Raw genomic sequence first — 26406 nt, forward strand, 5'->3', positions numbered from 1 at the left:
ATGCTGGAGCTGAAGCAAGTCTGGCCGGAGCAATACGCTCTGCGCTACCGCGAGAAAGGCTATTGGCGCGGAGAAACCATGTTCGGCTTCCTCGCGCAGCGCACCCGTGAGACCCCCGATCATATTGCCGTCATCGGCGGCGGGCAGCGATGGACCTATGCGGGGCTGCTCGAGCGGGCTAATGAAAACGCCGCGCGCTTCCTCGCGCTCGGGCTTCGTCCCGGCGAACGGGTTGTGGTGCAATTGCCGAACATACCGGAATTCCTGTCCGTCGTTTTCGGGCTTTTTCGCGCCAATCTCGTCCCGGTTTTTGCGCTTCCCGCCCATCGCGTCACCGAGATCTCGCATTTCGTGGAGAAGGCGCAGGCGAGCGCCTACGTGATCAAGGCCGTGGATGGAGGCTTCGACTACCGAGTCCTCGCCCGCGAGGTGAGGGCGCGGGCCGGCGGCCTTGACCACGTCGTGGTGATCGGCGAAGCGGAAGAATTTCGTGCGCTTGACGATATACCCCGTAGCGAGCAGGCGCTTCCGCCGCTCCCTTCGCCGGCCGAAGTCGCCTTTCTGCAGATATCAGGCGGCAGCACAGGCCTGCCGAAGCTCATCCCACGCACTCACGACGACTATATCTACAGCTTCCGTGCCAGCGCCGATATCTGCGGCCTGGGCAAAGACAGCGTCTTCATGGCGGCCTTGCCGGTCGCCCATAATTTTCCAATGAGTTCGCCGGGCGTTTTCGGTGCTCTCTATGCCGGCAGCCGTATCGTCATGTGTCCGTCTCCCAGCGCGGAGACGGTCTTTGCTCTGATCGAGCAGGAGCGTGTGACGATGACCGGCGTCGTCCCTCCTCTGGCGCTATTATGGATGCAAGCAGCCTCGACGTCCAGGTACGACATCTCGAGCCTCGAAGTCCTGCTCGTCGGCGGCGCGAAATTCATGCCCGAGGCGGCGTCCCGTGTCCGTGCCGCGCTCGGCTGCACCTTGCAGCAGGTCTTCGGCATGGCCGAGGGACTCGTGAATTATACGCGGCTCGACGATCCCGACGACATCATCGTCAACACGCAGGGCAGGCCGATCAGCCTCGACGACGAGGTGCTGATCGTCGACGATCACGGCAATCCGGTTGCCGACGGCGAGCCTGGTCTATTGCTCACACGCGGACCCTATACCATCCGGAGCTACCACAACGACGATGCCGCGAACGCGCGTGCCTTCACGCAGGACGGTTATTATCGCACAGGCGACATCGTTTCGCGCAACGGAGAAGGCTATCTCGTGGTGCGGGGACGAGTGGGAGACCACATCAACCGTGCCGGCGAGAAGGTTTCCGCCGAAGAGATCGAGGATCATCTTTTGGCTCATCCCGGCGTCTTCGACGCAGCGGTGGTTTCGATCCCGGATCCCTATCTCGGCGAACGAAGTTGCGCTTTCGTCATACCGAAGGGGGAGAGGCCAGGAGTGGCGGCACTCAAGGCTTTCGTGCGTGGACGTGGTCTCGCCGAGTTCAAGGTGCCCGACGAGATCGTCTTCGTCGGCGCCTTTCAGACGACGGCGGTCGGCAAAGTCAGCCGCAAGGTGCTGCGTCAGCAGCTTCGCGCGCAATTTCTCGAGACCGTGCCGACAGAGGCTTGATATGGGACTACCGAAAATAGCGAGTTACGAGCTTCCTTGCGTCGCAGAGATTCCGTTCGCGCGCGCCAAATGGGCGTTCGATCCCGACCGTGCCGCGCTGCTGATCCATGACATGCAGCACTACTTCGTCGGTGCTTTCGAGCCGGACACCTCACCGATCACTCCAGTCATTGCCAACATCTTTCGCCTGAAAACTGCGGCGGCGACGGCGGGAATGCCCGTCTTCTATACGGCGCAGAATGGCAATCAGGATCGCCGCGATCGGGGACTTCAAGCCGATCTTTGGGGGCCGGGCATGACCACCATGCCGGAGCACCAGCCCATCATCGATCTGCTGCGCCCGGCGGCGGACGACGTCGTTCTCGTCAAGCATCGCTACAGCGCCTTTCAGCAGAGCAATCTTGCTCACCTGATGCGGGTACGCGGCCGCGACCAGGTCGTCATCAGCGGGATCTACGCGCATATCGGTTGCCTGATGACGGCGGGCGAGGCATTCCAGCGCGACATCAAGCCATTCTTCGCCGCTGATGCGGTTGCCGACTTTTCGCGTGCGCAACACGATATGGCCTTGAGCTACGTCGCCGCGACTTGTGGAATTCCCGTGTCTGTCGAGGCGCTCATCCGCGCGATGAACGGGAGGACGGATGCATGACGGAGCCGGTCAGCCTCGATCTCATGCGCGAAGACGTCGCCGCCATGATCCATATCGACTCCGCGGAGATCGGTGACGATGACAATCTGATGGACCTCGGACTTGACTCGATGCGTGCCATGAACCTGTTGCTGATCTGGCAGGAACGGGGCGTGGATCTGGATTTCTCCCAGATGGCCACACGGCCGACGCTGGCCGGCTGGTGGCAGCTCGTCAAGCGGCGCATCAACGAGATCGCGGAGGCAAGATCATGACCGCACAGAGCGTGAGGGCCGCCCTCAACCGGCCGGTGTGCGAGCTTCCCTTGACGCAGGCGCAGTCGGGTATCTGGTTCGCACAGAGCATCGATCCGGCCAATCCGGTCTTCAATACCGGGCAATATGTCGAAATCGACGGAAAGCTCGACGTAGCGGCATTCGAGACCGCGGTGCGACAGCTCGCGATGGAGGCCGATGGCCTGTCCGTTCGCATCACCGGCAAGGATGTTCAGGTCGTGGAGGAGCGCAATCGACCGCTGCTCGAAGTGGAAGATTTGGCGCTTCGCGGCGATCCGAAGGGCGATGCCCTGACGGCCATGCAAACGGACATGAACGGCGCTCTCGACCTGGCAAACGGACCGCTTGCGCGGCAGGTGCTCTTTCGCCTCGGCGCGGAGCGCTACATCTGGTATCAGCGCATGCATCATGTGGTGACGGACGGGTTCGCGACGGGTCTCGTCACGCAGCGCATCGCGGAGATCTACAACGCTAAGGTCGCCGGCGGACCGAAAGGGGCAGAGCTGGCCGCTCTCGATGTCGCCGTTGACGAAGAGAGGGCGTATCGAGGATCGGAGCGGTCCGGGCGGGATGCGGGCTATTGGCACGAAGCCTTGCGCGATATGCCGGAGGTGGCGGGTCTGAAGGCGGGGCTGGCGCGCTCCGCATCATCCTATGACCACGTCGAAAGAATGCTTGCACAGGATATTTGCGACAGCCTGCTGCGCCTTGCTCGCACGACGCAATTGTCCTGGGCCGATCTTCTGACGGCGCTGGCCGGGGCCTATGTCGCCCGCCATGTCAGGCGCAACGAGATCACGATCGGCGTGCCGTTCATGGGACGTTTCGGCTCGCCGGCCGCCCGTGTCCCGACGATGCTGATGAACATATTGCCGCTGCGTCTCGAGGTCGATGAGGAGGAGGCGCTTGTCCATTGGCTGGCCAAGGCGGCCGGCCGAATGGCGCGAGATCGCCGCCACGGGCGTCATCGTGGCGAACAGATGCGTCGCGGCCTTGGACTCCTTGGCGGCCAACGGCGGCTCTACGGTCCTCTTGTCAACATTCTGCCCTTCGATGCACTCCCAAGGCTTGCTGGCCTGGAAACAAGGCTTACTACTCTGGGAACCGGGCCGGTCGACGACATCACCTTCACCTTTCGCGGCGACCCGGCGGCCCGGTGTCTCAGCCTCGAAGTCGATACCAATCCCCTTCTCTACGAGGCAGGCGAGACCGAGGGGCACGCCAGGCGCCTTGCGAATTTCGTCGGCGCGGCCGTTGAGGCGGCCCTAGCGGGCCGGTCGCTGCGCGAGGTTGCAACGGTCACGGACGAGGAGCGTTGCTGGCTGCTCGAGCGTCTGAACGATACCGCGCATCCGGTCACGGACAGGACGCTGTCGCAGCTGCTGGAGGACAGCTTCGCTTCCTTTGCGGACAGGCCGGCGCTACGCTTCGGTGGCCGATCTCTCACCTACGCCGAACTTGATCGCCATACGGCGGCGTTGGCGGAGGCGCTTGTCGCGCGCGGCGCCGGACGGGATGCGATCGTGGCCGTGACGCTGCCGCGCTCGCTCGATCTCATCGTGGCGCTGATCGCGATCCTGCGCGCGGGTGCGGCCTATATGCCGCTCGATCTCGGTCATCCGCGGGAGCGGCTGGACAGAATCCTGGCATCGTCGCGTCCGATTCTCGTCCTTGGCGCTGAGGGCAGCGAGCCGCTCGTAACGATCGAGATGTTTTCGCCGCCGGCCTGGCCGACCAAGCCGCAAGGTTGCGCTCTCGGGCACACAACCGGCGAGAGTGCGGCCTATGTGATCTATACGTCCGGCTCCACTGGCGAGCCGAAGGGCGTCGTTGTCGAGCATACGGCGATCGTCAACCGGCTCGAATGGATGCGGCAGCATTACGACTTCAGCTGTCACGATGTCATCCTGCAAAAGACCCCGATGACCTTCGACGTTTCCGTTTGGGAATTCTTCCTTGCCTTCCTTTCCGGCGGAAGCCTCGTGATTGCCCCGCCCGAGGCGCACAAGGACCCGAGGGCGATAGCGCAGATCATCCGCGACGAAAGGATCACGACGATCCATTTCGTGCCCTCGATGCTGTCGGCCTTTTTGGCGGAACCGGGTTCGCGCGATATCGCGATGAAGCGGGTCTTCTGCAGCGGCGAGGAGCTCACGGCCGATCTGCGCGATCGCTTTCATGAGCGGATGACAGCCGAGCTCCACAATCTCTATGGTCCGACCGAAGCTGCGGTCGACGTCAGCTATTGGCCGGCTGCCGCGGGCGATTCCTCGCGCCCGATCCCGATCGGCTACCCGGTCTGGAACACACGTCTTTACGTGCTTGACGACTATCTGCGACCTGTGCCGGTTGGCGTCGAGGGGCATCTCTACCTTGGCGGAGTTCAACTGGCGCGCGGATATCTCGGCCAGAAGGAGTTGACCGCGAAGCGTTTCATCGCCGATCCCTTCCATCCCGGCGAGCGGATGTATTGTACCGGCGACCTCGCGCGTGTTCGCGCCGATGGCGCGATCCTCTATCTCGGACGCTCCGATCATCAGATCAAGCTGCGCGGCCTGCGCATCGAACTCGGCGAGATCGAAACGGCAATCCTGTCTCATTCGGTGGTGACACAGGCGGTGGTTGACCTGCGGACGGATCAGGCGGGAGAAAAACGCATCGTTGCCTATGCGACCCTGGAAGGTGGCGAGGCGGACAATGGAGCCGAGAATGACATTCTCGCCCACGCCAGGCGCTTTCTGCCGGACTATATGATGCCTTCAGCGGTCGTCGTGCTCGACGCGTTGCCGGTGAGCATTAACGGTAAGCTCGATCGCAAGCAGTTGCCGGCGCCTGTCTTCGCCGGCGGTAGCGGTCACGCGCCTGCCACTGAAAATGAAAAGCTCGTTGCCTTGCTGTTCGAGCGGGTCTTGCAGGCTGAGGGGCCGTTCCAGGTCGATGATGATTTCTTTGATCTCGGCGGGCATTCGCTCCTGGCGGTGGAGCTCATGCTGCATTTGCGCGAAACGACTGGTCATGAACCGGGCATCGGCGTTCTGTTCGAGCATTCCACCATCGGCAGGCTCGCCAAATATCTGGATCGAGGGGCAGCGAGCGAAGGCGCGGGACTGCAGCCGCTGGTTAAGCTGAACGCGGCTGAGCCGGGCAGGGCACCGGTCTTCATGCTCCATCCGGCCGGCGGGCTTTGCTGGTGCTACAATGGACTAGCCCGAGCGCTCGGTGCCGACAGGCCCGCCTGGGGTGTTCAGGCTCTGGCGCTCGATCCTGATGAGCAAGCGCCGGAAAGCCTTGATGATATGGCACGCGACTATGCGCGCCGCATCGTGTTCATCGCAGATCGACAGATCATTCACCTCGTCGGCTGGTCGATCGGCGGTATCCTGGCGCAGGCGATCGCGGTGCATTTGATCGAGATGGGGCAGAAGGTCGGCGTTGTTGCCATGCTGGACGCCTATCCCTGCGATTGCTGGCGCGATGAGCCAGATCCGGGGCCGGGTGCCGAATTGAAGGCACTGCTTGCGATCGGCGGCCACGATCCCGACGGACTGCCGGAACTGCCGCTGACGCGCGAGGCGGTCATGACTTTTCTTGCCGAAAGCGAAAGTCCGCTCGGTCGGCTGCCCCCGGCGGCGCTTGATGGCATGGTCCGGTTGGTGGCTCTCAACAATCGCCTGGTGCGCGGGCATCGCCATGGCCGCTACGATGGTCCGGTGTTGCATTTTCGGGCGGCCAAGGATTCGACCAAGGATCGAGCCAACGACGGGACGGGCCTCCGGCCGGAAAGCTGGATGCCTTACATCGGATCACTTGATATCCGCGACGTCCCTCTCATTCACGCACACATGACGGGCGCTGAAGCCGTGCTCCATGTCGCGCCGCTGTTGAAGGCGGCGCTTCTGGAGCACGAGACGGGAAGAGCAAAGGGAGATGAGCCGTGAGCGAGTTCGAAGGCAAGACGGTGTTCCTGACGGGCGCAGCTGGCGGAATCGGGCTTGCGGTGGTCAAGGCGTTGTTGCGGGAGGGCGCGACAGTCCTTGCCACCGATCATTCGACGCGCGCGCTGGTCGAGCTTGCCTGCGACAATCTCTTCGCTCGTTCGCTCGACGTGACCAATGGCGCCGATGTGGAACGCGTTGTCGGAGAGATGGCCGCACAATGCGGTGGCATCGACTTCGGCGTCAATGTCGCTGGCGTGCTTTCCACGACCGCGGTCGTGGAAACGAGCGATGCAGAATGGGAACGAGTCTTTGCTGTCAACGTGGCCGGGGTGTTTCATGTTTCTCGGGCGCTTGCCCGCCATATGGTGCCGCGGCGTAAGGGCAGTGTCGTCACGGTAAGCTCCAATGCCGCAGGCATTCCGCGCAAGAATATGGCGGCCTATGCCGCTTCCAAAGCGGCTGCGACCATGTTCACGCGTTGCCTCGGCCTGGAATTGGCCGAGTATGGCATTCGCTGCAATATCGTGGCTCCCGGATCGACGCTGACGCCGATGCAGACGGGCATGTGGAGCGACGGGCACGGTGGCGAGCGGGTGATTGAGGGCTCCCTTGAAAATTTCAAGACCGGCATTCCGCTTCGCAAGCTCGCGACCCCGGAGGATGTCGCCAATTCGATCTTGTTCCTGTTATCGGAGAAGGCAGGGCACATCACGATGGCCGATATCTATGTCGACGGAGGCGCAACGCTGCATGCATGAGAAAGCCTTGAGAGAGATCCCACGGAGCGTGCCAACGAGCAATGACCTGGCGGGCATGTCGGTCCCTGAACCGCTGGTCATGCCGGGTTGCTCGAGATTCGCGTTGCGCTCGTCAGAAACAGGGCTCCCTTACGAGATCTTCGTTTATATCCCGGAAATAGAGCTGCCCGTCGGCGGCTTTCCGGTTATCTATGTGCTGGACGGCAATTCGGATTTCATCACCGTCGCTGAGACCGTGCGACGCGTCTCTCGGCGTCCAAAGGCGACCGGCATCGTTCCGGCGATTGTCGTCGGCATCGGCTATCCCAATACGAATGGATACAACACCAACCGCCGCCATCTGGACTTCACGCGTGGGCCCGCGGATGCGAGTGTATTTCCGGACAAGACCATAGATGCGTGCGGCGGCCAGGCCGCCTATATCCGTTTCCTTGGAAATCAGTTGTTGCCGCATGTCCAGTCGCGGCTCAACGTCGATCCGGACCGTCGCATTCTACTGGGACACTCTCTCGCCGGCTATTTCGTGCTGGGCCTACTGTCGCAGCGGCCGGACATGTTCAACGGGTATATCAGTTTCAGCCCCTCGGTCTGGTGGGACAGAACGGGCCTGTCGCGGGCGTTGGCGTCAGCGAACGCCATCACGCGGCCGATCCGCCTCTTTACGGCGGTCGGCCGCTGGGAGCAGGAACTCGCGCCATGGCAGGCGATGGAAAACTTCGGCGACCAGTATCATGATATCCGCAAAGCTCGCCGCATGATCGACAATGCGCGCGAAATTTCGGGTGAAGTCCGTGCGGCGTTCGGAGCGCAGGCAGATGTGCGGTTTGAACTCGGCGAGAACGACGATCATGCGACCATCGTCACAGCAATGCTTTGTCATGCTCTCCGGTTTGCCGGGAACGCTTTTGCTCCTTGAAAGCGGACATTTGCAAGGTCCGCAGCGATGCGCTTGAACGGTGCGGTCATCGCAGCTGGCGCCCTCGAGGATATGCTGTCCGCCCGGCGACAGCGGAACGACATGTTCGCCGGTCCGGCGCACGCCGCTTTTGCCGCAGTAGACGCGGAATCGTCTCGGAATCGTCGCCCCACCCTGGTCAAGGAGGCGGCGCCATGTGTCCATGGGGCACGATTGTTTCTGGACGTTGTGCTCCTGTGCGCAATCATCATGAGCGAGTTTAGAAGTCATTTAATCTGAGTGCTAGATCGTAGCCCCCTGCCGAGCAGTGAGTCTAAGTTGTACCTGTGCCTCATCTTTGAGGATCGCCATCGCAGGCCTGAGATGCGGTGGTTTCGAGAACGGGAGAATTGCGACGGAACCGATGGCCACCGAAGGAGTGGATCTGAATGAGCGGCTGATAATGATGTCGGGCGGGTTCGTCCTGTCGGCTGGAATCAACCGCTTCGATCAGCCCAAGCGGGTCAATACGGCGCTGCCTGCGGGTATCAAGACCGTGGTGCTCTTGAGCGGCCGTTTGCAGATCAGCGTCGGGGGCGACCGCGGGCGCGAAGTGTGCGGGCCGACCGTATTGCTGATCCGCAGCTCTGCGGATGCCGAACGAGACCAGGTCTTCGCGGCCAATGCGCCGATCCGCTACCTGATCGTGCAGATGAACGAGAGCGTGCTCGGCGCCGAGATGACGGATGCGCTCGACCGGTCGTTCGCCGCAATCGGAGGCGCAAGCCATCGCGGTGCGCAGCTCGCTTCCTGTCCTGCCAACCGCGCGCTGCAGGTGCTGGTGTCGCAGATCACGAACTGTCCGATCCGTGGGCCCGAGCGCGAACTCTATCTTTGCGGCAAGGCGATGCAGCTCGTGGCGCTCGCGATCTCCTCCTGCACCACCCAGGCGGGCGATGCCGACAGCCGGCTCGCGGCGCGCGACGTCGAGCGCATCCGCAAGGCGCGCGATCTGTTGGTGGACTCCATGCGCGAGCCGCCAAGCCTCGACGCGCTGGCGCAGCAGGTCGGACTCAATGTGCGGAAGCTCTCGTCCGGCTTCCGCCAGGTCTATGGCGCGAGCGTGTTCGGCTTCCTCCAGGAATACCGGCTGGAGCAGGCCTACAAGCTGATCTCGACCGGCGAAATGAGCGTGTCGGGAGCGGCCTTCCACGTCGGTTATGGCGCCGCCCATTTCGCCACCATCTTCCGCAAGCGCTTCGGCGTCTCGCCGAGCAGCCTGCGCTGACGGCGGGACCACATCCTGTCCCAGTTTTTAAGTCTCCTAACTTTGAGCGAAAGCGAGAGTCCGGCGAACGAAAGTTCGCCCCTAGGTCCAGTTGTTCCATCGTGCAACACCGGATGCAGAGCAGCGCGAGGTGCCGCGGCGAATTCTTGGACTGGTTCTTGGACAATGGGGATGATGACAGTTTCTCGCGGAAAGTGGATCATTTGTGCCTCGGCGCTGGTTGTCGCTGGTCAGTGGCCTGGTGCTATCCATGTTGCTCATGCGCAATCGACGAATGGGGCAAGCCTTCCGCCGGTCGTGGTCGAGAGTCCTGCGCCGCGAGCTCCGCGCCGTCCGGTGCGCGCCACGTCCTCGGCTCCGCGCGCAGCCGCCATGAGCCAGCCGAAGCCGGCCGCGGCATCGGTTGCACCGAAGGAAACGGCCCGCGGGCCGGTACGGGGTATCGTCGCCCATCGCACCGGCACCGGATCGAAGACCGACAGCTCGATCATGGAAACGCCGCAGTCGATCACGGTCGTGACCCGTGAGCAGATGACCACCCAGGGCGCCCGCTCGGTCGCCGAAGCCCTGCGCTACGAGCCAGGTGTCGTTGCGGAGACCCGCGTCGGCGACCGCTTCGACAACGTCTTCATTCGCGGCTTCGGCGGCTTCGGCGCCAACGCCAACTATCTGCACTTCTGGGACGGCCTGCGCCTTCCGCGCGGCGTCTCTTATGCGATGCCGTCGGTCGATCCGTATCTCCTGGAGCGGGTCGAGATCCTGCGCGGTCCGGCTTCGGTGCTCTACGGCCAGAACAATCTCGGTGGCATGGTCAATTTGATCACCAAGAGTCCGTCGGCGACGCCGCAAGGCGAGGTGTTCACGCGCTTCGGCGATCACAACCGCATCGAAGGCGGCTTCGACGTCAGCGGTCCCATCACCCAGGACGGGCAGTTGCTCTATCGGGTGATCGGGCTCGGCCGCAAGGCCGACACCGACGTCAATTACACCACCACCGAGCGCGAGTTCATCGCGCCGATGATCACTTGGCGTCCGACGGCCGATACCACCTTCACCGTGCGCGCGGTGCACGACCGCGACCCCTCGAGCTACCAGCCGAACTGGTTGCCGGCCCTCGGTACGCTCCAGATCAACGCGAACGGACAGATCCCCCGCAATTTCTTCGCGGGCCATCCGGACTACAACAGCTACAGCCGCACGCAGGACTCCATTGCCTACGAATTCGAGCATCATTTCGACGAGACGTGGACGGTCCGCCAGAATTTCCGCTACATGAACTTGTCGAGCGACTTCAAGGCGCTCTCGGTGACCGGCTTCGGCGCGGGCTCGACTTGCGGTGCGGGCACCACGGCCAATCTGTGCATCGGCCGCTCGAGCACGCACTACATCGAGAATCTTCAGGCCGCGACCATCGACAACCAGGCCGAGGCGAAGTTCGCCACCGGCTGGCTCCAGCATACCGTGCTGGCTGGCGTCGATTTCCAGAAGAGTTCGTCGGATGCGACCTTCGGCAACGGCGCCACCACCTACATCAACTATCTCAATCCGAACTACGGCACGATCGCCGCGCCGGCTTTGACGACGCAGACGCTCCAGGAGCGTGAGCAGACCGGCGTCTATCTCCAGGACCAGATCCGGCTCGGCAAGCTCGCCGCCGTGATCGGCGTCCGCAACGACTGGGCCAATGCGACCTCGGACACGCGCACCATCGCGACCGGCGTCTACACCAACCGCAGCCATCCGTCCGATTCCGCGACGACCTGGCGCACCGGCCTGACCTATCTGTTCGACAACGGCTTCGCGCCTTATGTCAGCTATGCGACCTCATTCGAGCCGACCATCGGCACGGACTACACCGGCACGGCCTTCGTGCCGACGACGGGCGAGCAGTATGAGGCTGGCGTCAAATATCAGCCCAATGGCTTCAACGGCTTCTTCATGCTGTCGCTCTACGACATCACGCAGAACAACGTGCTGACCCTGGATACGGCGCACCTCTACGCCGCCTATCCGGCCTGCACCCAGTCCGGGGTCAACTGCCAGATCCAGCAGGGTCAGGTGCGCTCCAAGGGCATCGAGTTCAGTGCCAAGCTGACGCCGATCCCCGGCCTCGACATCATCGCGGCCGCCGCCCACAACGACATCGAGATCACCAGGAGCACCCAAGTGGTCAGCGGCATCTCGATCCAGGGCAAGGCGCCGGTGGGCGCGCCCGCCAACACAGCTTCGCTGTGGGCCGACTACACCATCCAGAGCGGCAGGATGGCGGGCTTCGGCTTCGGCGGCGGCGTCCGCTATGTCGGCGAATCCTTCGGCGACAACATCAACTCCATGGCGATGATCGTGCCGGCCTATATCCTCGCCGACGCCATGCTGCACTACGACCTTTACGGCCTGTCACCGCAGTTGAAGGGCTGGAAGCTGGCGCTGAACGTCACCAACCTGTTCGACAAGACCTACGTGTCGGCCTGCGCCTCCGCGACGCAGTGCTTCTATGGCAATGGCCGCTCGACCATGGGGACGATCCGATACCAGTGGTAGGGAACAACGACCAGCGCACGGCCGACGGCATGCTGCCCGGTGCTTCGGTGCACGACATGCACTCGGCCGCGGGGCACGACTATCGGATCTTCGTCTGGCGGCCGGAGCCGCGCCCGCGCGGGCCGCTGCCGGTGCTCTATCTTCTGGACGGCAATGGCATGTTTCCGATTGCGACGGCGGCGCTGGCGCTCCAGTCGCGCCGCGCCGAGCGCACCGGCGTGACGCCGTCCGTCATCGTCGGCATCGGTTATCCGACCGTGCACTGGATCGATGCGAAGCGGCGCACCTACGACTACACGCCGCCGGTCGCGACCGATCGTCTGGCACGGCGGCCGGGCAACCGTGCATGGGACGAGACCGGGGGCGCGGACGCGTTCCTCGATTTCATCCAGCGCGAGCTGGCGCCGGCCATATCAGACGAGTTCGCCATCGATCCTGACCGCACCGCGCTGTTCGGCCACTCCTTTGGCGGGTTGCTTGGGCTTTACGCGCTCTTGACCCGGCCGGCGCTGGTCCGTAGCTACGTCGCCGCCAGTCCGTCGATCTGGTTCGCGCCCGATGCGCTCACGGAGCGGCTGAAGACCTTTGCGGCACCTAGCCTGGCGCGTCGCCGCGTGCTCGTCACCGTCGGCAGCCTGGAGCAGGGCGGGATGTCGTCGGGTGACGCCGATGCCGACGATTATGGATCATGGCTAAGGCGCAACCGGATGGTCGATAATGCCCGCGAATTTACCGCCGCGCTCACGCGGACCGCGGACGAATCGCTCGACGTCTCGTTTCGGATGTTTGGGGAGGAAAACCATGCCTCTGTCGTTCCATCCGCCATCAGCCTTGCGCTCCGATTTGCGCTACCTCCGAAGTGAGATCATGCGCCGTTTTGTGACCATCGCTCTTGCTGTACTCGCAACTGCGCACCTCGCATTTGCGCCGCAGCCGGCTACGGCGGCGGATGAGCCGGTCGTCGTCACCGATGTCACCGGACGGACGGTCACTCTTCCGCGTCCGGCAAAGCGCGTGCTGCTCGCGGAGGGCCGTCAGATCATCGCACTCTCGCTGCTCGATCCGAAGCCGGTCGATTTCATGGCGGCGTGGCTCGGCGAGTTCCGCCGCAACGACAGCGAGAGCTACGCGCAATACCGCCAAAAGTTCCCGGAGATCGACCAGGTCCCGGTGCTCGGAATCGGCAGCGACGGCACGTTCCCTGTCGAGCGCGCCATCGAAATCAAGCCCGATGTCGCCGTGCTCGGCGTCAGCTTTGCGCCCGGCGGGCGCGCCAACGATGTGGCGCGGCAGCTCGAGGCTGCCGGCATTCCGGTCGTGTTCACCGACTTCTTCGTCGCACCATTCGAGCACACGGTCGCGAGCGTGCGCATTCTCGGCCGGGTGATCGGGCGGGACGCGCGGGCCAATGAATTTGCCGAATTCTACGAACAGCACATGAAGCGCATCGCGGAGCATGTCGCGCACGCCACCGGGCCGCGTCCACGCGTGCTGCTTGAGACGCATGCCGGCGTCACCGATTGTTGCCACGCGCCGGGCGCCGGCAATATCGGCCGCTTCGTCACCTTTGCCGGCGGCGACAGCATCTCGGCCTCCGTCGCGCCCGGGCCGACGGCGCAGCTCAGTCTTGAATATGTCATTTCGGCCAATCCCGAAGTCTATATCGGCACGGGCGGTGCGCACCTGAGAGCATCGGGTGGGCTCGTCATCGGTCCCGGCTTCGACGCCGCGACCATTCGCGACCGGCTTGCCGCGGTGGTGGCGCGGCCGGGCTTCGCCGGCCTCAACGCCGTGCGCAACGGCCGTGTCTACGGCCTGTTCCACAACATCATCGCGACGCCGCTCAACGTCGTCGCGGCCGAAGCACTGGCGCGGTGGATCAACCCGCAAACTGCACGTGATATTGATCCGGACTCGACGATTGCGGAGCTCAATACCCGCTTCCTCGCCGTGCCGTTGCAAGGTGTGTACTGGATTGATCTGAAATGAACTCCGTGTCGCCGCAATTGGGCCGGGGGCAGGGGGATACATCGCCCGACCTGCTGGCGAAGACGGCTGTTGTGTATCGCGCGCGGATGCGGCGCCGGCTCGCCTGGCTTGCGCTGTTGGCGCTGGTTGCGCTCGCGGCTTTCGTTGCCGATCTCGGCACCGGCCCGTCACGGCTCGGGCTTGCCGGTGCGCTCGGTGGCATTTTTCGGCCGGACTCGCTCGGCGCGTCGGAGGTCGCGATCCTCTGGGAGGTTCGCCTGCCGCAGGCCGTTCTGGCCGTCCTGGTCGGGCTGGCACTCGCGACCGCGGGCGTCGAGATGCAGACGATCCTGGATAATCCGCTCGCAAGTCCCTTCACCCTCGGCGTGTCGTCGTCCGCCTCATTCGGCGCGGCGCTGGCGATCGTGCTTGGTGTCGGCATTCCCGGCGTGCCGCAGGCCTGGCTGATCTCGGCCAACGCCTTCGTGTTCGCGACGATCGTCGTCGTGGTGTTGCAATTGGTGGTGCGCTGGCGCGGCTCGGGGACGGACATCCTTGTGCTGTGCGGCATCGCGCTGTTCTTCACCTTCAACGCGCTGGTCGCGTTGACGCAGTTTCTGGCGAGCCAACAGGCGCTTCAGCAGCTCGTGTTCTGGACCATGGGCAGCCTGTCGCGCGCAAGCTGGGACAAGGTGCGCGTGCTCGCTCTGGCGCTGCTCATCACTTTGCCGTTCGCCCAGCGCGCGGCCTGGCCCATGATGGCGCTGCGGCTCGGCGAAGACCGCGCGCGCAGTCTTGGTATCAATATCACGCAGCTGCGTCTGATGGCGCTCTTGCGCGTCAGCCTGATGACCTCGACGGCGATCGCCTTCGTCGGCACGATCGGCTTCGTTGGGCTTGCGGGCCCGCACATCGCACGGCTTGTGATCGGTGAAGATCACCGGCTTCTGTTGCCCGCCAGCGCCTTGACCGGGGCGGCCATCATGTCGCTGGCCTCGGTCGCGTCCAAGACGATCATTCCGGGCGTGCTGCTTCCGATCGGGATCGTAACTGCGATGGTGGGGCTGCCCGTGTTCTTCTCGCTGATCTTCAGTCGGCGCCGGACGGTCTGACGATGGCCGGCCTTGACATCGAAAATGTGCGGGCAGGTTATCGCGGGCGCGAGGTGCTGACGGACCTGTCGCTGCCGCCGATCGAGCAGGGGTGTATCACTGCACTGGTCGGGCCGAACGGCGCAGGTAAGACCACGCTTCTGCGTGTGCTCGCGGGGCTGTTGCCGGCCAGCGGCAGCGTGCGGCTGGATGGATTAAACCTTCTGAATGCTCCGACCCGCGAGCGGGCGCGCAAGGTCGCCTTCATGCCGCAGGTCGTGCCGCAGCGGCTGTCGCTCACGGTCGTCGAGGCCGTCATCGCGGCCCAGCGCGCCTCGCCGATGGATACGGATGGAACGAGTGTCGATACACAGCAGCGTGCGCTCGAAGCGTTGGATCGCCTGAAAATCCTCGATCTTGCGCTTCGGCCGTTCGACACGCTTTCCGGCGGCCAGCGTCAGTTGGCCAGCCTCGCGCAGGCGCTGGTGCGGCAGCCGCGGCTCCTGCTGTTGGACGAGCCGACCAGCGCGCTCGATCTACGCTATCAGCAGCAGGTGATAGGCAATGTGCGTGAGGAGGCGCGCAAGGGCATGATCGTGATCATGGTGCTGCACGATCTCCAGGCCGCCGCATCATGGGCCGATACGGTGACGGTATTGAGCGGGGGGCGGCTGTTCGCGCAGGGCCACCCACGGGATGTGATTACGACGCCGACGCTGAGGCAGGTCTATGGCATCGACGCCGTCGTCGAGCAGACCGCGCGTGGCGGCGTTCACATACAGGTCGAATGATGTGGCTGTGGGTCGTCTTCCTGGTCTTGCTATAAAGGCGAGTGGTCGTCGTGGTCCGGCGACGCGATTGCATGAAGTGATCCAATTTCATCATGTCCCTTACGCTCTATTGAGGCGTTTCCTTAACTGCCCTCACGTTGCGGCGCATGTAGTTTACTCGTTGGGACGTTGGATCAACGCTGACTTCATTGCTAAAGCTGTTTGCCAATTCCGATTGAATGTGGGTCGTTCCTAGCGCTCTCTTTGTCTGTTCGGGTCGCAATGTGAATGGAGGCGGGAGTGGCTCCAGCGGAAAAGCACCAATTTTTAGAGGCACCGAGTGGACGCTGTCGTACGTGTGCACTCGGGCTTTGGTGTGCTTCATGTGTGAACTGAGAATTCAGATCTGCCATTTTTGGGCTTCCAACCGAGGGGTATCATTCTGGAAAGAGTCAAAATGTATCAAGGCTCGTTCGCGCTGGATTTCCCAAGTCCAACCCGTATGGGAATGAAACAAATTAGATCAATTAAATTAGTGCCTTAGGCTAGAAATTTTCTAGCGCCCCCATGATGGATTGGAGCGAGAATTCAATTTGTTCAGTAGCTTAGTGGGCGCGGTGTGCACGTCGTGTGCACCGGTAGATCCAGGAAAATCTGGAGGCAGCCAGCGTGAGCAAGCTTTTTATAGTGGTGCTTCGCCGAACCGGAGCAACCTGGCTACTCGATCGAACGCAGCTTTTTCGAGCAGGTTGGCACGTAGAGCCATAGGCCCGCCAAGAGGGGCGATATGCTTTCGCCCGTGGCGCACACTCAACGCGCGTTTCGCCTTGTGGCCGTGACGAAGCGGTCCAGCATCTCATCTAGGATCGGCATCGAGGTTGCGAAGTTGAAGCGGACGAATTTCGGGCACTCCGGATCGAAGGTCTCGCCCGCGGAAAAGCCGATCTTTGCGCTGTTCAGGAAATAGTCGAACGCCGAGGCTGAGAGTTCGAGGCGGCTGCAGTCGAGCCATGTCAGATAGGTCGCCTCGGGCGCGTGAAAGCGAATCTGGGGCGCTTCCTTCGCCAGCACGTCGGCGACACGATTCCGCGCCTTCAGCAGATGGGCGAGCACGGCATCGAGCCAGGGCTGGCCTTCGGTCCAGGCGGCAATCGTGGCATCCGCACCGACGACATTGGCGGAACCAGTCAACCGCAGTGGAATCCGTTTGTGGAAGCGGTCGCGGAGCGCGGCGCTGCCGAACGCGATCACGGCGCAGCGAAGGCCGGGAATATTGAAGCTCTTGGTCGCCGAATTGAGCGTGATTGTGCGGGCTGCGGCCTCCGGGCTGAGCGAGGCGAACGGGATGTGCTCGTGACCGGGATAAACGAGGTCGGAGTGGATCTCGTCCGAGATCACGATCAGGTCGTGCACTTCCGCGAAATGACTCAAGGCGATCAGTTCGTCCCGCGTGAACACGCGCCCCGTCGGGTTTTGCGGATTGCAGAGGATGAAGATGCGGGTGCGCGCGTCCACCAGCTTTTCCAGTTCGCCCATGTCGACGGCATGGCGGCTGCCGTTGTCCCGCATCGCAAGCGGCCGCAGCCGGCGCTCCGTGGTCGTGATGGCATCCCGGAACGGCGGATAGTTCGGGACCTGCAGCACGACGCCGTCGCCGGGATCGGAGAATGCCAGGATCGGCGCATAAGTCCCCTGCACGAGGTCGGCAAGCGGCAGCACCAGGTCCGGTGACAGCTCCCAGCCGTAGCGGGACTTCATGCGCTCGGAGAAGGCGATGGCGACCTTGCGATCGGGCTTCAATCCGTCGCGCATCGGATAGCCGTAGTCGCCGGCGTGCACGATCTTCTCGATCGCCGCCTGGATCGGCGCGGCGACGGCGAAATCCATATCGGCGACGAAGGCCGGCAGAACGCCCGGCTCGTACTGGTTCCACTTGGCATTGCGGCGCGCTCGCAAAGCGGTCTCGGACAATTCGAAGTGGATCGGTTCGGGATGGATCATGATGGCGGTCACAACGCTTTCAATGAGAACAAGGAAGAAGGGAGATACGGTAGCCTAGCCGAGATGACAGGCCACCGCATTGCCATTTGCGAGCTTGCGCAACGGAGGATCCTCGGTCTTGCATTGCTCGACGGCGATCGGGCAGCGCATCCGGAACCGGCAGCCACGTTCGGGGATGCCCTGTCCGACGTCGCCGGCGAGGGCAGTCGCGGGCTTGCGGTTCGGATGGGCCGAGGGGATCGCGGCCAGCAATGCGCGCGTGTAGGGATGACGCGGGTCATGCCACAGCGTGGCGTGATCGGCGCTCTCGACGATGCGGCCGAGATACATCACCAGCACGCGGTCGGCAAAATAGCGCACCACCGACAGATCGTGTGAAATGAAGAGGTAGGCGAGCCCGAGCTCTTTCTTCAGGTCGACGAGCAGATTGAGGATCTGGGCCTGGATCGACAGATCCAGCGCCGACACCGGCTCGTCGCAGACCAGCAGCTTCGGATTGAGAATCAGCGCCCGCGCGATTCCGATGCGCTGGCGCTGACCGCCGGAGAATTCATGCGGATAACGTTGCAGCGCCGATTGCGGAATGCTGATCTTGCCGGCGATGTCCAGCACCCGGCGCCGCCGCGCCTCCCGATCCCTGATGCCGTGGACCTTCAGTGGCGTATCGAGGATGGTGCCGACGGTCTGGCGCGGATTGAGCGAGCCGAACGGATCCTGAAAGACCATCTGAACGAGGCGCCGCACCGGCTGCAGCGCGCGTTCGCCGAGCTGGCTAATGTCCTCGCCGGCCAGCCGGATGGCGCCTGCGCTCGGGCGCAGCAGCCGCACCACCGTCTTGCCGAGGGTGGATTTGCCGCAACCGGATTCGCCGACCAGCCCGACCGTCTCGTGTTCGGCGACGTCGAGCGTTACGCCGTCGACGGCATGGAACGTATGGCCGCGCGACGTGTAGCTGGTGCGAAGATTCTCAACCGACAGCAACGGCATCGCGATGACCTTCCGTGGCATGGAGTTGGCAGCACGCGACCGACCAGCCGCCGCGGATGATGCCGCCGTCGATCATTTCGAGTGCGGGTGGCGCGCGGTGACAGGCCGGCGCGACTTTCGGGCACCGCGGCGCGAACGCGCATCCCGTGGTGCCAGCCGCCGAGGCAATCGAACCCTTGATCTCGGTCAGGCGTCGCTCGGTGTAATGCGCCTCGTCGCCGACCGATGACGCCAGCAATCCCTTGGAATAGGGATGCTTGGGATCCGAAAAGAACTCCGCGACGTCGGCCTGTTCGACGATCCGGCCGGCATACATCACGGCAACGCGGTCGGCCCATTGTGCGACGGCACCGAGATCGTGCGTGATCAGCAGCATGGCCATCGAGAGCTGGCGGCGCAGCGTGTTCAACAGCTCCATCACCTGGGCCTGGATCGTGACGTCGAGCGCGGTGGTCGGCTCGTCGGCGATCAGCAGTTGGGGATTGCAGGCGACCGCGATCGCGATCATCACGCGCTGGCGCATGCCCCCGGAAAAATGATGCGGAAACTGATCGAAGCGGCGCTGCGGCTCGGCGATCCCGACGAGGTCGAGCAGCTCGAGTGCGCGCGCCCTGGCCTTGGCGCGCGACAGGCCTTCGTGCCGCCGAATGATCTCGCAGATCTGCGCGCCGATCGTCAGCACGGGGTTCAGCGACGTCATCGGCTCCTGCAGGATGATGGAGATGCCCTTGCCGCGGATCCGGCGCAGCTCGCGCGCGGACACGGTGGCGAGGTCCTGGCCGTCGAACACGACTTGGCCGCCGAGGATCGCAGCCGTCGGCGGCAACAGCCGCAGGATCGAGAACGCCGTCAGCGACTTGCCGCAGCCGGACTCGCCGACCAATGCCATCGTCTTTCCGTGCTCGATCGCGAACGTGATGCCGTGAACCGCGGTACTCTGGGGAAAACCGATCTTGAGGTCCAGCACTTCGAGAACCGGGTGACGCCGCTGCAACGAATTCATCTCGCCCCCGATCGTGGATTGAGGATGTCGGTCAGGCGGTCGCCGATGACATTGATCGAGAGCACAGTGAGGACGATCGCAAGCCCGGGCAGCGCGCTGATATACCATTCGCTGCGCAGCATGGTGCGGCCGCTGCCGATCAGGCTTCCCCAGCTGACCTGGTTGGGATCGCCGAGATTGAGAAACGACAGGCCGGCCTCGGCGAGAATGCCGTTCGCGACCAGCACGGAGGTCGCGACCACCAGGGTCGGCAAAGCGTTAGGCAGGATTTCACCGATGATGATGCGGGGCGTGCTATATCCAAGCCCGCGCGCCGCCATCACGAAATCGGCGTCGCGCAACGCCATGAATTGCGAGCGTGCCAGTCGCGCGATCATCGGCCACGATGCGATGCCGATCGACAGCACGATCAGGAACACTGAGGGGTCTCCGATCGCCAGAATGACGATCACCAGCAGGATCGCCGGGATGGTCTGGAACAGTTCGGTGATCCGCACGAGAATATTGTCGATGATGCCGCCGAAATAACCGGCCAGGGCTCCGATCGTCGTGCCGATGAACAGGCCGATCAGCGCGGCAAAGAAACCGACCAGCAGCGAGACCTGGGCGCCGTGGACGATGCCGGCGGCGAGATCGCGGCCAAGTGCGTCGGTGCCGAGTGGAAACTCCCAGTCCTGTCCGGGCCAGAGCAGGGGTGACCCGACCATGTCGAGGGGATCGCCGGGGAAGATCATGTTGGCGGCGACCGCAGCCGCGATGACGCCGATGAGCAGCAACGTGGCCGCGCAAAGAAAGGGATCGCGAATCCAGTTGAGCAGCAGGCGCCGTGCCGGGCTCGCGACCGGCGGAGCGACGGTGATTGCAGGCGAGGGCGATGCGCCGGATCTCTCAGCGACGGCGTCTGTCATGCATCATCTGCCAACGGTTGGAACTCACATTTCGATCCGCGGATCGAGCCACATCACGATCCAGTCAATGACGACATTGGTGACGATCACGACGATGCACGACAGCAGCAGGATGCCGAGCAGCACGTTGAAGTCGCGAGCCACCAGCGAGTCCATCGTGAGGCGACCGAGCCCCGGCCAATTGAACACGGTCTCGACCACGACGGCGCCGCTCAGCAGGTTTGCGAGATGCAGTCCGGCCACCGTCGTCACCGGGATCAAGGCGTTGCGCAGGGCGTGCCGGAACTGCAGGACGAGGGGATGCAGGCCCTTGGCCGTTGCGGCGCGCATGAAATCCTGTCGCAACACGTCGAGCATCGCAGCGCGTGTCAGGCGGGCATAGATCGCGATGAAGAACGTTGCCAGGGCAAAGGCTGGCAGGACCAGATGCGCGGCGCGATCGCGCACCATTGCCAGCCCCTTCAGGCCGACGCCGATCGTCTCGTTGCCGCCGGACGGCAGCCAGCCGAGCCGCGCGGAGAACAAGACGATTGCCATGAGGCCGATCCAGAATCCCGGCGCGGAATAAGATAACAGCACGATCGTGGTGAGGAGGCGGTCGGGCCATTTGTTGGCGAATACGGCCATGATCCAGCCCAGCACGATGCCAAGCGTGACCGCGATGACAAAGGCCGACAACATCAGGAGCAGCGTGTTCGGCAGGCGCTCCATGATCACCTGGATCACCGGCGTGCCGTAATTGCTCGACGTTCCCAAATTGAGCGAGGCGACGTTGATGACGTAGTTGATGAATCGGGTCAGCAACGATTGATCGAGCCCGAGGGTGCGGCGAAGCGCCTCCATCGTCTCGACGGTCGCGGATCCCGATGCGCCGGCGATCGCATCGGCGGCATCTCCGGGCATCAGATTGAGCAGCACGAAATTCAGGGCGATGATTCCCAATATCGTCGGGATCGCCTGGACTGCGACGCGTTGGAACATCCGTCGGGCGGGGCCGAGTGCCATACGCTTAGCGGCTCCCTGCGCGGCCGCGCGACGCCAAAATACTTGCCGTGGTCATGCCGGAGCGCCCTCGACGACATGACGTCTGAGAAAGTCCAACCGGTCCTGGCCCCAATACAATTCGCCCTCGAACACGTAGGTGGGGGATCCGAACACGCCGAGCTCGATCGCGCGGGTTCTGTTGTCCTGCCATTTCTCGCTCACCGCGGGGCTGCTCTCCGCGTCGAGCAGTCGCTGACCGTCGTAGCCCATCGCATCGGCGATCTCACCGCGGACCGCTGGCATGCCGATGTCGGCGGCGCGTTCCCAATACGCGCGCTGCAGGGCATACGAGAGCGCCAGTGCATCTTGTCCTTCGACGCTTGCCGCAACGACCATCCGGGCGGCCGGCGTCGGATCCTTGATGTCGATCGGCCGGTCCTGCTGCATGGCGATGCCGAGACGCCGGCTCCAGCGTCCGATCTCGGCGCGGCCATAGCGTTGGCGCGCCGCGGATTTGTGCTTCATCGGAATCCAGCCGTGTTCGTCGATGGTCGTGATCGGAAGCGGCTCGATGCCGACATTGGTGCGCTGGCCCAATGCGATCAGTCGTTGCGTACCCAGATAGGCCCACGGTGAGCTGATGGAGAAATAATATTCGATCAATTGCGTCATATGGAAAGCGAACCGCATGCGTTGGCCAACAAGGAGGCGGGATTGGTGTGACAGTGTCGCTCCCGCGCCGACGATTAGTGCAAATGCTGGCCCGATTGGCCATCGCTTTCGGCGCCGCTTTGCTGGGTCTTTTGCAAAAGATCATTCCAAAAATGAAACTATTCATCGCGCCGCTGCTCGTGTCAGAGATTCGCTTATGAGGAACGACACCGTGAGTGCTGCGACGTCGTGCCGCAATGATGGAGGGCGTGAGATCGATGAGCGAGGCGAAGCTCAAATTGTCTGCCGATGTTGGCGGAACTTTCACCGACGTGGTTCTCGAGCATGGGGCGCAGCGTTGGACCGGCAAGGTGCTGACGACGCCTGCTTCGCCTGAAGAGGGCGTGTTGCGCGGTGTTGGAGAGATCCTGACGCGTGCCAAAAAATCGATTTCCGATGTCGACATTTTTGTCCACGGCACGACACTCGCGACCAATGCGATCATCGAGCGTCGCGGCGCGAAGCTGGCGCTGTTGACGACGGACGGGTTCCGGGACGTGCTCGAGATCGGCACTGAGAGCCGCTACGATCAATATGAGCTCGCGCTGATACGCCCGAAGCCGCTGGTCGAGCGGCCGCTGCGATTCACGATTCGCGAGCGCGTCGATGCCCGTGGCGTAATCCGTCTCGCTCTGAACGAAGCAGACGTGCGGCACGTGGCGGAGCAGTTGAAAGCCGAAAAGATCGAGAGCGTGGCGATCGCATTCCTGCATTCCTATGCCAATCCGGCGCACGAGAAGGCCGCCGCCGAGCTGTTGCGATCGATTATCCCTGGCCTCTATGTCACGTTGTCGTCGGAGGTCTGCCCCGAGATCCGCGAATATGAACGAGTCTCGACATCTGTGACGAACGCCTATGTGCAACCGCTGATGGACAGCTATCTGGCGCGCATGAAATCGAAGCTCGACACGATGGGCTTTCACGGCGCGCTGTGCCTGATGACGTCGGGCGGCGGATTGACGTCCGTTGACACCGCTCGCAAATTTCCGGTGCGACTGGTAGAGTCCGGGCCGGCAGGCGGCGCGGTGTTCGCGGCCCAGGTGGCGGCGCGGCTCGGCGAGCGCAAGGTGTTGGCTTTCGACATGGGAGGCACCACGGCAAAAGTGTCGATCATCGACGAGTACAGATCCGAGACCTCGCGAGTGTTCGAGGTCGACCGTGCAGCGCGGTTCCTCAAGGGCAGTGGTCTGCCGGTCCGCATTCCCGTCATCGAGATGGTCGAAATCGGTGCCGGCGGCGGTTCGCTTGCGAGGCTCGACAATCTGAAGCGCGTGACGGTGGGCCCCGAGAGCGCCTCTTCGGTGCCCGGACCTGTCTGCTACAATATTGGTGGATCGAATCCCGCGGTGACCGACGCTGACGTCGCGCTCGGCCTCATTGATCCGGCGACGTTCGCCGGCGGGACGATCAAGCTCTATCCCGATCTCGCCAAGACCGCGCTTCAGAACACCATCGGGGAGCCCCTGGGGTTGGACGCCGAAATGGCGGCTTATGCCGTCTACGAGATGGTCTGCGAGAACATGGCGAGCGCGGCGCGGGTTCATACCGTCGAGCGCGGCGTGGTCGCGAGCAATCACACCGTGATCGCGTTTGGTGGCGCCGCGCCACTTCACGTCGCCCGGGTGGCGGAAAAGATCGGTGCGCAGCGCGTCATCGTGCCGCCGAACGCGGGCGTCGGTTCGGCGGTCGGATTCCTGGCCGCGCCGATCTCTTACGAGATGGTCAAGACCAAATACATGCGGCTCGAAAGCTTCGACGCCGCGGCTGCGACCGAACTGTTGGCCGGCATGTCGCGCGACATCCGTGCCTGGGTCGAGCCGGCCGCGCAAGGCGAGCCGGTCGCGGAGCGACGGGTCGCCTTCATGCGCTATGTCGGCCAGGGGCACGAGATTGCAGTCGAATTGCCTCTGCGCGATCTCGATCCGACCGACACTGCGGCGCTGCGCGCGCGCTATGAAGCCGACTACGAGAAACTGTTCCGCCGCGCCATTCCGGCGGCGGCGATCGAGATCATGGCCTGGTCCGTCAACGTCTCGACGATTTCGCGATTGCCCGGGCAGGTCAAGGACGTTTCGCAATTCTCCTCGGCTCAGGCCGGCGAAAGCATCCGGATCTTCGACGGCAAGGCCGGCAAGCCCATCGACGTGTCGCGTTATCGCCGTGACAAGCTCCCCGTCGGGGCGCGTCTGGCGGGCCCGGCGATCATCGCGGAGGAGGAAACGTCGACTTTCATCACCGAAAGCTTCGATGCCTGGATCGACAGTCTCGGATCGATCGTGATGGAACGCAAGGACATGAACGCGTGAGCAAGCCAGGTCTCAACGTCATCGACAAGCAGATCATGTGGAGCCGCCTGATCGCCGTCGTCGAGGAGCAGGCACAGACGCTGCAGCGAACCGCCTTCAGCACCATCGTCCGCGAGTCGGGCGACCTTGCCGCCGGCGTGTTCGACGCCGAGGGACGCATGCTGGCCCAGGCCGTGACCGGAACGCCCGGTCACATCAATTCGATGGCGCTGGCCGTGGGGCATGTCATCAACCAGTATCCGGCACACGGCATGCAGCCCGGAGACGTGTTCATCCATAACGATCCCTGGATGGGCACCGGGCACACCAACGACATCTCGCTGACCACACCATGCTTTCGTGGCGACGAACTGGTCGGCTTCCTGGCGTGCAACAGCCATCTGATGGACATCGGCGGTCTGCGCGACATGTCCGCGTCGACCGATGTCTTCATGGAAGGCTTGTATCTGCCGATCCTGAAGCTGGTCGACGGTGGCGTGCTCGATGAATCGCTCATGGCGGTGATCCGAGCCAACACCCGCCAGCCCATGGAGACCATTGGCGACGTCTATTCGCTGATGAACTGCAACGACGTCGGCTGCACCCGTCTTCTCGAAATGATGGACGAGTTCGGGCTCGAGGAGCTCGACGAGCTCGCTGACCACATTATCAGCACATCTCGCGAGGCGGTCAGGGCGGAGATCGCGAAGCTGCCGAAAGGCACATGGCGGACCTCGATCATGGTCGACGGACACGCCGATCCGATCGAGCTGATGGCAACCCTGACGGTTTCCGACGGCAACATCCACGTCGATTACGCCGGTTCGTCGGGAATGACCCGGCATAATTTCAACGTGCCGTATTGCTACACGCTGGCTTACACGTCCTATGCGCTCGGCTGCATCATCGCGCGCGACATTCCCAACAACGCCGGTTCGCTGGAGCCGCGGACGGTGTCGGCGCCGGAAGGCTCGATAGTCAACGCCATCAAGCCGGCGGCCGTTGTGGCCCGCCATCTGATCGGGCTGATGCTGCCCGATCTCGTGTTCGGCTGCCTGCGGCAGGCCATCCCCGACCGCGTGCCGGCCGAGGGTGCGGGTGTGCTGTGGAATATCGGCGCCAGCGGCCCGAAGTCCAGCCCGCCGCGCTTTGGCGAGGAATTCATGGTCGGCGTGGTGACAACCGGCGGCATGGGCGCCCTGCCGTTCCGCGACGGCCTTTCCGCAACCGGCTTTCCGAGCGGCGTGCGGGGTGGTCCGATCGAAATCTTCGAATCGATGTCAACCGTCATCGTCTGGCGGAAGGAATACAGGCAGGACTCTGGCGGGCCCGGCCGGACGCGCGGCGGGCTTGGGCAGGCGATCGAGATGCAGAACGGCATCGACGAGCCGTTCTATTTCAATTGCGCGTTCGAGCGCATCAAGTTCGCGCCGCGCGGATTCGATGACGGTCTGGATGGCGCGGCCGGCTATGTCGGCCTGTCGTCCGGCAAGAAGCTGCCGGGCAAGGGCCGCCATTTGGTACCGGTCGGCGAACGCGTGATCATCTCATCCCCGGGCGGCGGCGGCATCGGCGACCCGCACGCGCGGGAGCGCGCCTTGGTCGAGGCCGATCTCGCCAAGGGGCTGATCTCACAGGATGCGGCGCGCAAGCTCTACGGGCTCGATCAGGCGCGGCCCGAGCCGCAACTGGTCGAAGCAGCGAAATAATCATGCACGCAGG

General features: G+C 63.4%; 20 protein-coding genes. 14 read left to right on the plus strand and 6 right to left on the minus strand.

Going from position 1 to position 26406, the window contains the following annotated elements; genetic code table 11:
* From AC1RUR_RS07790 to AC1RUR_RS07845, 12 genes are all read left to right on the plus strand, one after another.
* Complete coding sequence (locus tag AC1RUR_RS07790) at window positions 1–1629, plus strand: (2,3-dihydroxybenzoyl)adenylate synthase (protein WP_492842523.1); 1629 nt, start codon at window positions 1–3, stop codon at window positions 1627–1629.
* A gap of 1 nt (window position 1630) precedes the next feature.
* Window positions 1631–2281 (plus strand): isochorismatase family protein, encoded by a 651-nt coding sequence (locus AC1RUR_RS07795; protein ID WP_492842524.1) that lies wholly within the window; start codon window positions 1631–1633, stop codon window positions 2279–2281.
* Window positions 2278–2535, plus strand: a complete 258-nt coding sequence (locus AC1RUR_RS07800) for a phosphopantetheine-binding protein (protein WP_492842525.1) — start codon at window positions 2278–2280, stop codon at window positions 2533–2535. Before AC1RUR_RS07795 ends, AC1RUR_RS07800 begins: the two co-directional genes overlap by 4 nt.
* Entirely contained in the window at window positions 2532–6494 is a 3963-nt protein-coding gene (locus tag AC1RUR_RS07805) for an amino acid adenylation domain-containing protein (protein WP_492842526.1), read from the plus strand. The genes AC1RUR_RS07800 and AC1RUR_RS07805 overlap by 4 nt, the downstream gene beginning before the upstream one ends.
* Window positions 6491–7252: a 2,3-dihydro-2,3-dihydroxybenzoate dehydrogenase gene (locus AC1RUR_RS07810; protein WP_492842527.1), complete on the plus strand. Its 762-nt coding sequence runs from the start codon at window positions 6491–6493 to the stop codon at window positions 7250–7252. Before AC1RUR_RS07805 ends, AC1RUR_RS07810 begins: the two co-directional genes overlap by 4 nt.
* Window positions 7245–8168, plus strand: a complete 924-nt coding sequence (locus AC1RUR_RS07815) for an alpha/beta hydrolase (RefSeq protein WP_492842528.1) — start codon at window positions 7245–7247, stop codon at window positions 8166–8168. Before AC1RUR_RS07810 ends, AC1RUR_RS07815 begins: the two co-directional genes overlap by 8 nt.
* Window positions 8169–8571: 403 nt before the next feature.
* Entirely contained in the window at window positions 8572–9435 is an 864-nt protein-coding gene (locus tag AC1RUR_RS07820) for a helix-turn-helix transcriptional regulator (RefSeq protein ID WP_492842529.1), read from the plus strand.
* A 372-nt stretch (window positions 9436–9807) separates the two neighbouring features.
* Window positions 9808–11976, plus strand: coding sequence for a TonB-dependent siderophore receptor (locus AC1RUR_RS07825; protein ID WP_492842530.1), 2169 nt, complete (start codon window positions 9808–9810; stop codon window positions 11974–11976).
* Window positions 11970–12839 carry an alpha/beta hydrolase gene (locus AC1RUR_RS07830; protein ID WP_492842531.1) on the plus strand — a complete coding sequence of 290 codons (870 nt, stop codon included), beginning with the start codon at window positions 11970–11972 and terminating at the stop codon, window positions 12837–12839. The genes AC1RUR_RS07825 and AC1RUR_RS07830 overlap by 7 nt, the downstream gene beginning before the upstream one ends.
* Before the next feature lie 4 nt (window positions 12840–12843).
* The gene (locus AC1RUR_RS07835; RefSeq protein WP_492842532.1) at window positions 12844–13965 is read left to right on the plus strand and encodes an ABC transporter substrate-binding protein; all 1122 of its coding nucleotides are present in this window, start codon (window positions 12844–12846) and stop codon (window positions 13963–13965) included.
* A gap of 86 nt (window positions 13966–14051) precedes the next feature.
* Window positions 14052–15056, plus strand: coding sequence for a FecCD family ABC transporter permease (locus AC1RUR_RS07840; protein ID WP_492843132.1), 1005 nt, complete (start codon window positions 14052–14054; stop codon window positions 15054–15056).
* A gap of 2 nt (window positions 15057–15058) precedes the next feature.
* Window positions 15059–15826: an ABC transporter ATP-binding protein gene (locus AC1RUR_RS07845; protein WP_492842533.1), complete on the plus strand. Its 768-nt coding sequence runs from the start codon at window positions 15059–15061 to the stop codon at window positions 15824–15826.
* 789 nt (window positions 15827–16615) lie between these two features.
* Here the strand turns inward: AC1RUR_RS07845 and AC1RUR_RS07850 are convergent.
* Genes AC1RUR_RS07850 through AC1RUR_RS07875 form a run of 6 tightly spaced genes read right to left on the minus strand, consistent with a single transcriptional unit; the run spans window position 16616 to window position 22378 of the window.
* Window positions 16616–17806: a MalY/PatB family protein gene (locus tag AC1RUR_RS07850; protein ID WP_492842534.1), complete on the minus strand. Its 1191-nt coding sequence runs from the start codon at window positions 17804–17806 to the stop codon at window positions 16616–16618.
* 54 nt (window positions 17807–17860) lie between these two features.
* The gene (locus tag AC1RUR_RS07855) at window positions 17861–18793 is read right to left on the minus strand and encodes an ABC transporter ATP-binding protein (RefSeq protein WP_492843134.1); all 933 of its coding nucleotides are present in this window, start codon (window positions 18791–18793) and stop codon (window positions 17861–17863) included.
* Entirely contained in the window at window positions 18774–19796 is a 1023-nt protein-coding gene (locus AC1RUR_RS07860; RefSeq protein ID WP_492842535.1) for an ABC transporter ATP-binding protein, read from the minus strand. The genes AC1RUR_RS07855 and AC1RUR_RS07860 overlap by 20 nt, the downstream gene beginning before the upstream one ends.
* Complete coding sequence (locus tag AC1RUR_RS07865) at window positions 19793–20704, minus strand: ABC transporter permease (RefSeq protein ID WP_492842536.1); 912 nt, start codon at window positions 20702–20704, stop codon at window positions 19793–19795. Before AC1RUR_RS07865 ends, AC1RUR_RS07860 begins: the two co-directional genes overlap by 4 nt.
* A 24-nt stretch (window positions 20705–20728) precedes the next feature.
* Window positions 20729–21709, minus strand: coding sequence for an ABC transporter permease (locus AC1RUR_RS07870; RefSeq protein WP_492842537.1), 981 nt, complete (start codon window positions 21707–21709; stop codon window positions 20729–20731).
* Between the two features lie 51 nt (window positions 21710–21760).
* Window positions 21761–22378, minus strand: a complete 618-nt coding sequence (locus AC1RUR_RS07875; RefSeq protein ID WP_492842538.1) for a 2-hydroxychromene-2-carboxylate isomerase — start codon at window positions 22376–22378, stop codon at window positions 21761–21763.
* A gap of 239 nt (window positions 22379–22617) precedes the next feature.
* On the opposite strand from AC1RUR_RS07875, the gene AC1RUR_RS07880 reads away from it, so the two are divergent.
* Window positions 22618–24705, plus strand: coding sequence for a hydantoinase/oxoprolinase family protein (locus AC1RUR_RS07880; RefSeq protein ID WP_492842539.1), 2088 nt, complete (start codon window positions 22618–22620; stop codon window positions 24703–24705).
* Window positions 24702–26393, plus strand: a complete 1692-nt coding sequence (locus AC1RUR_RS07885) for a hydantoinase B/oxoprolinase family protein (protein WP_492842540.1) — start codon at window positions 24702–24704, stop codon at window positions 26391–26393. Before AC1RUR_RS07880 ends, AC1RUR_RS07885 begins: the two co-directional genes overlap by 4 nt.
* Window positions 26394–26406: the final 13 nt, after the last annotated feature.

The sequence above is a fragment of the Bradyrhizobium sp. GW821-FHT12B03 genome (assembly GCF_058807535.1).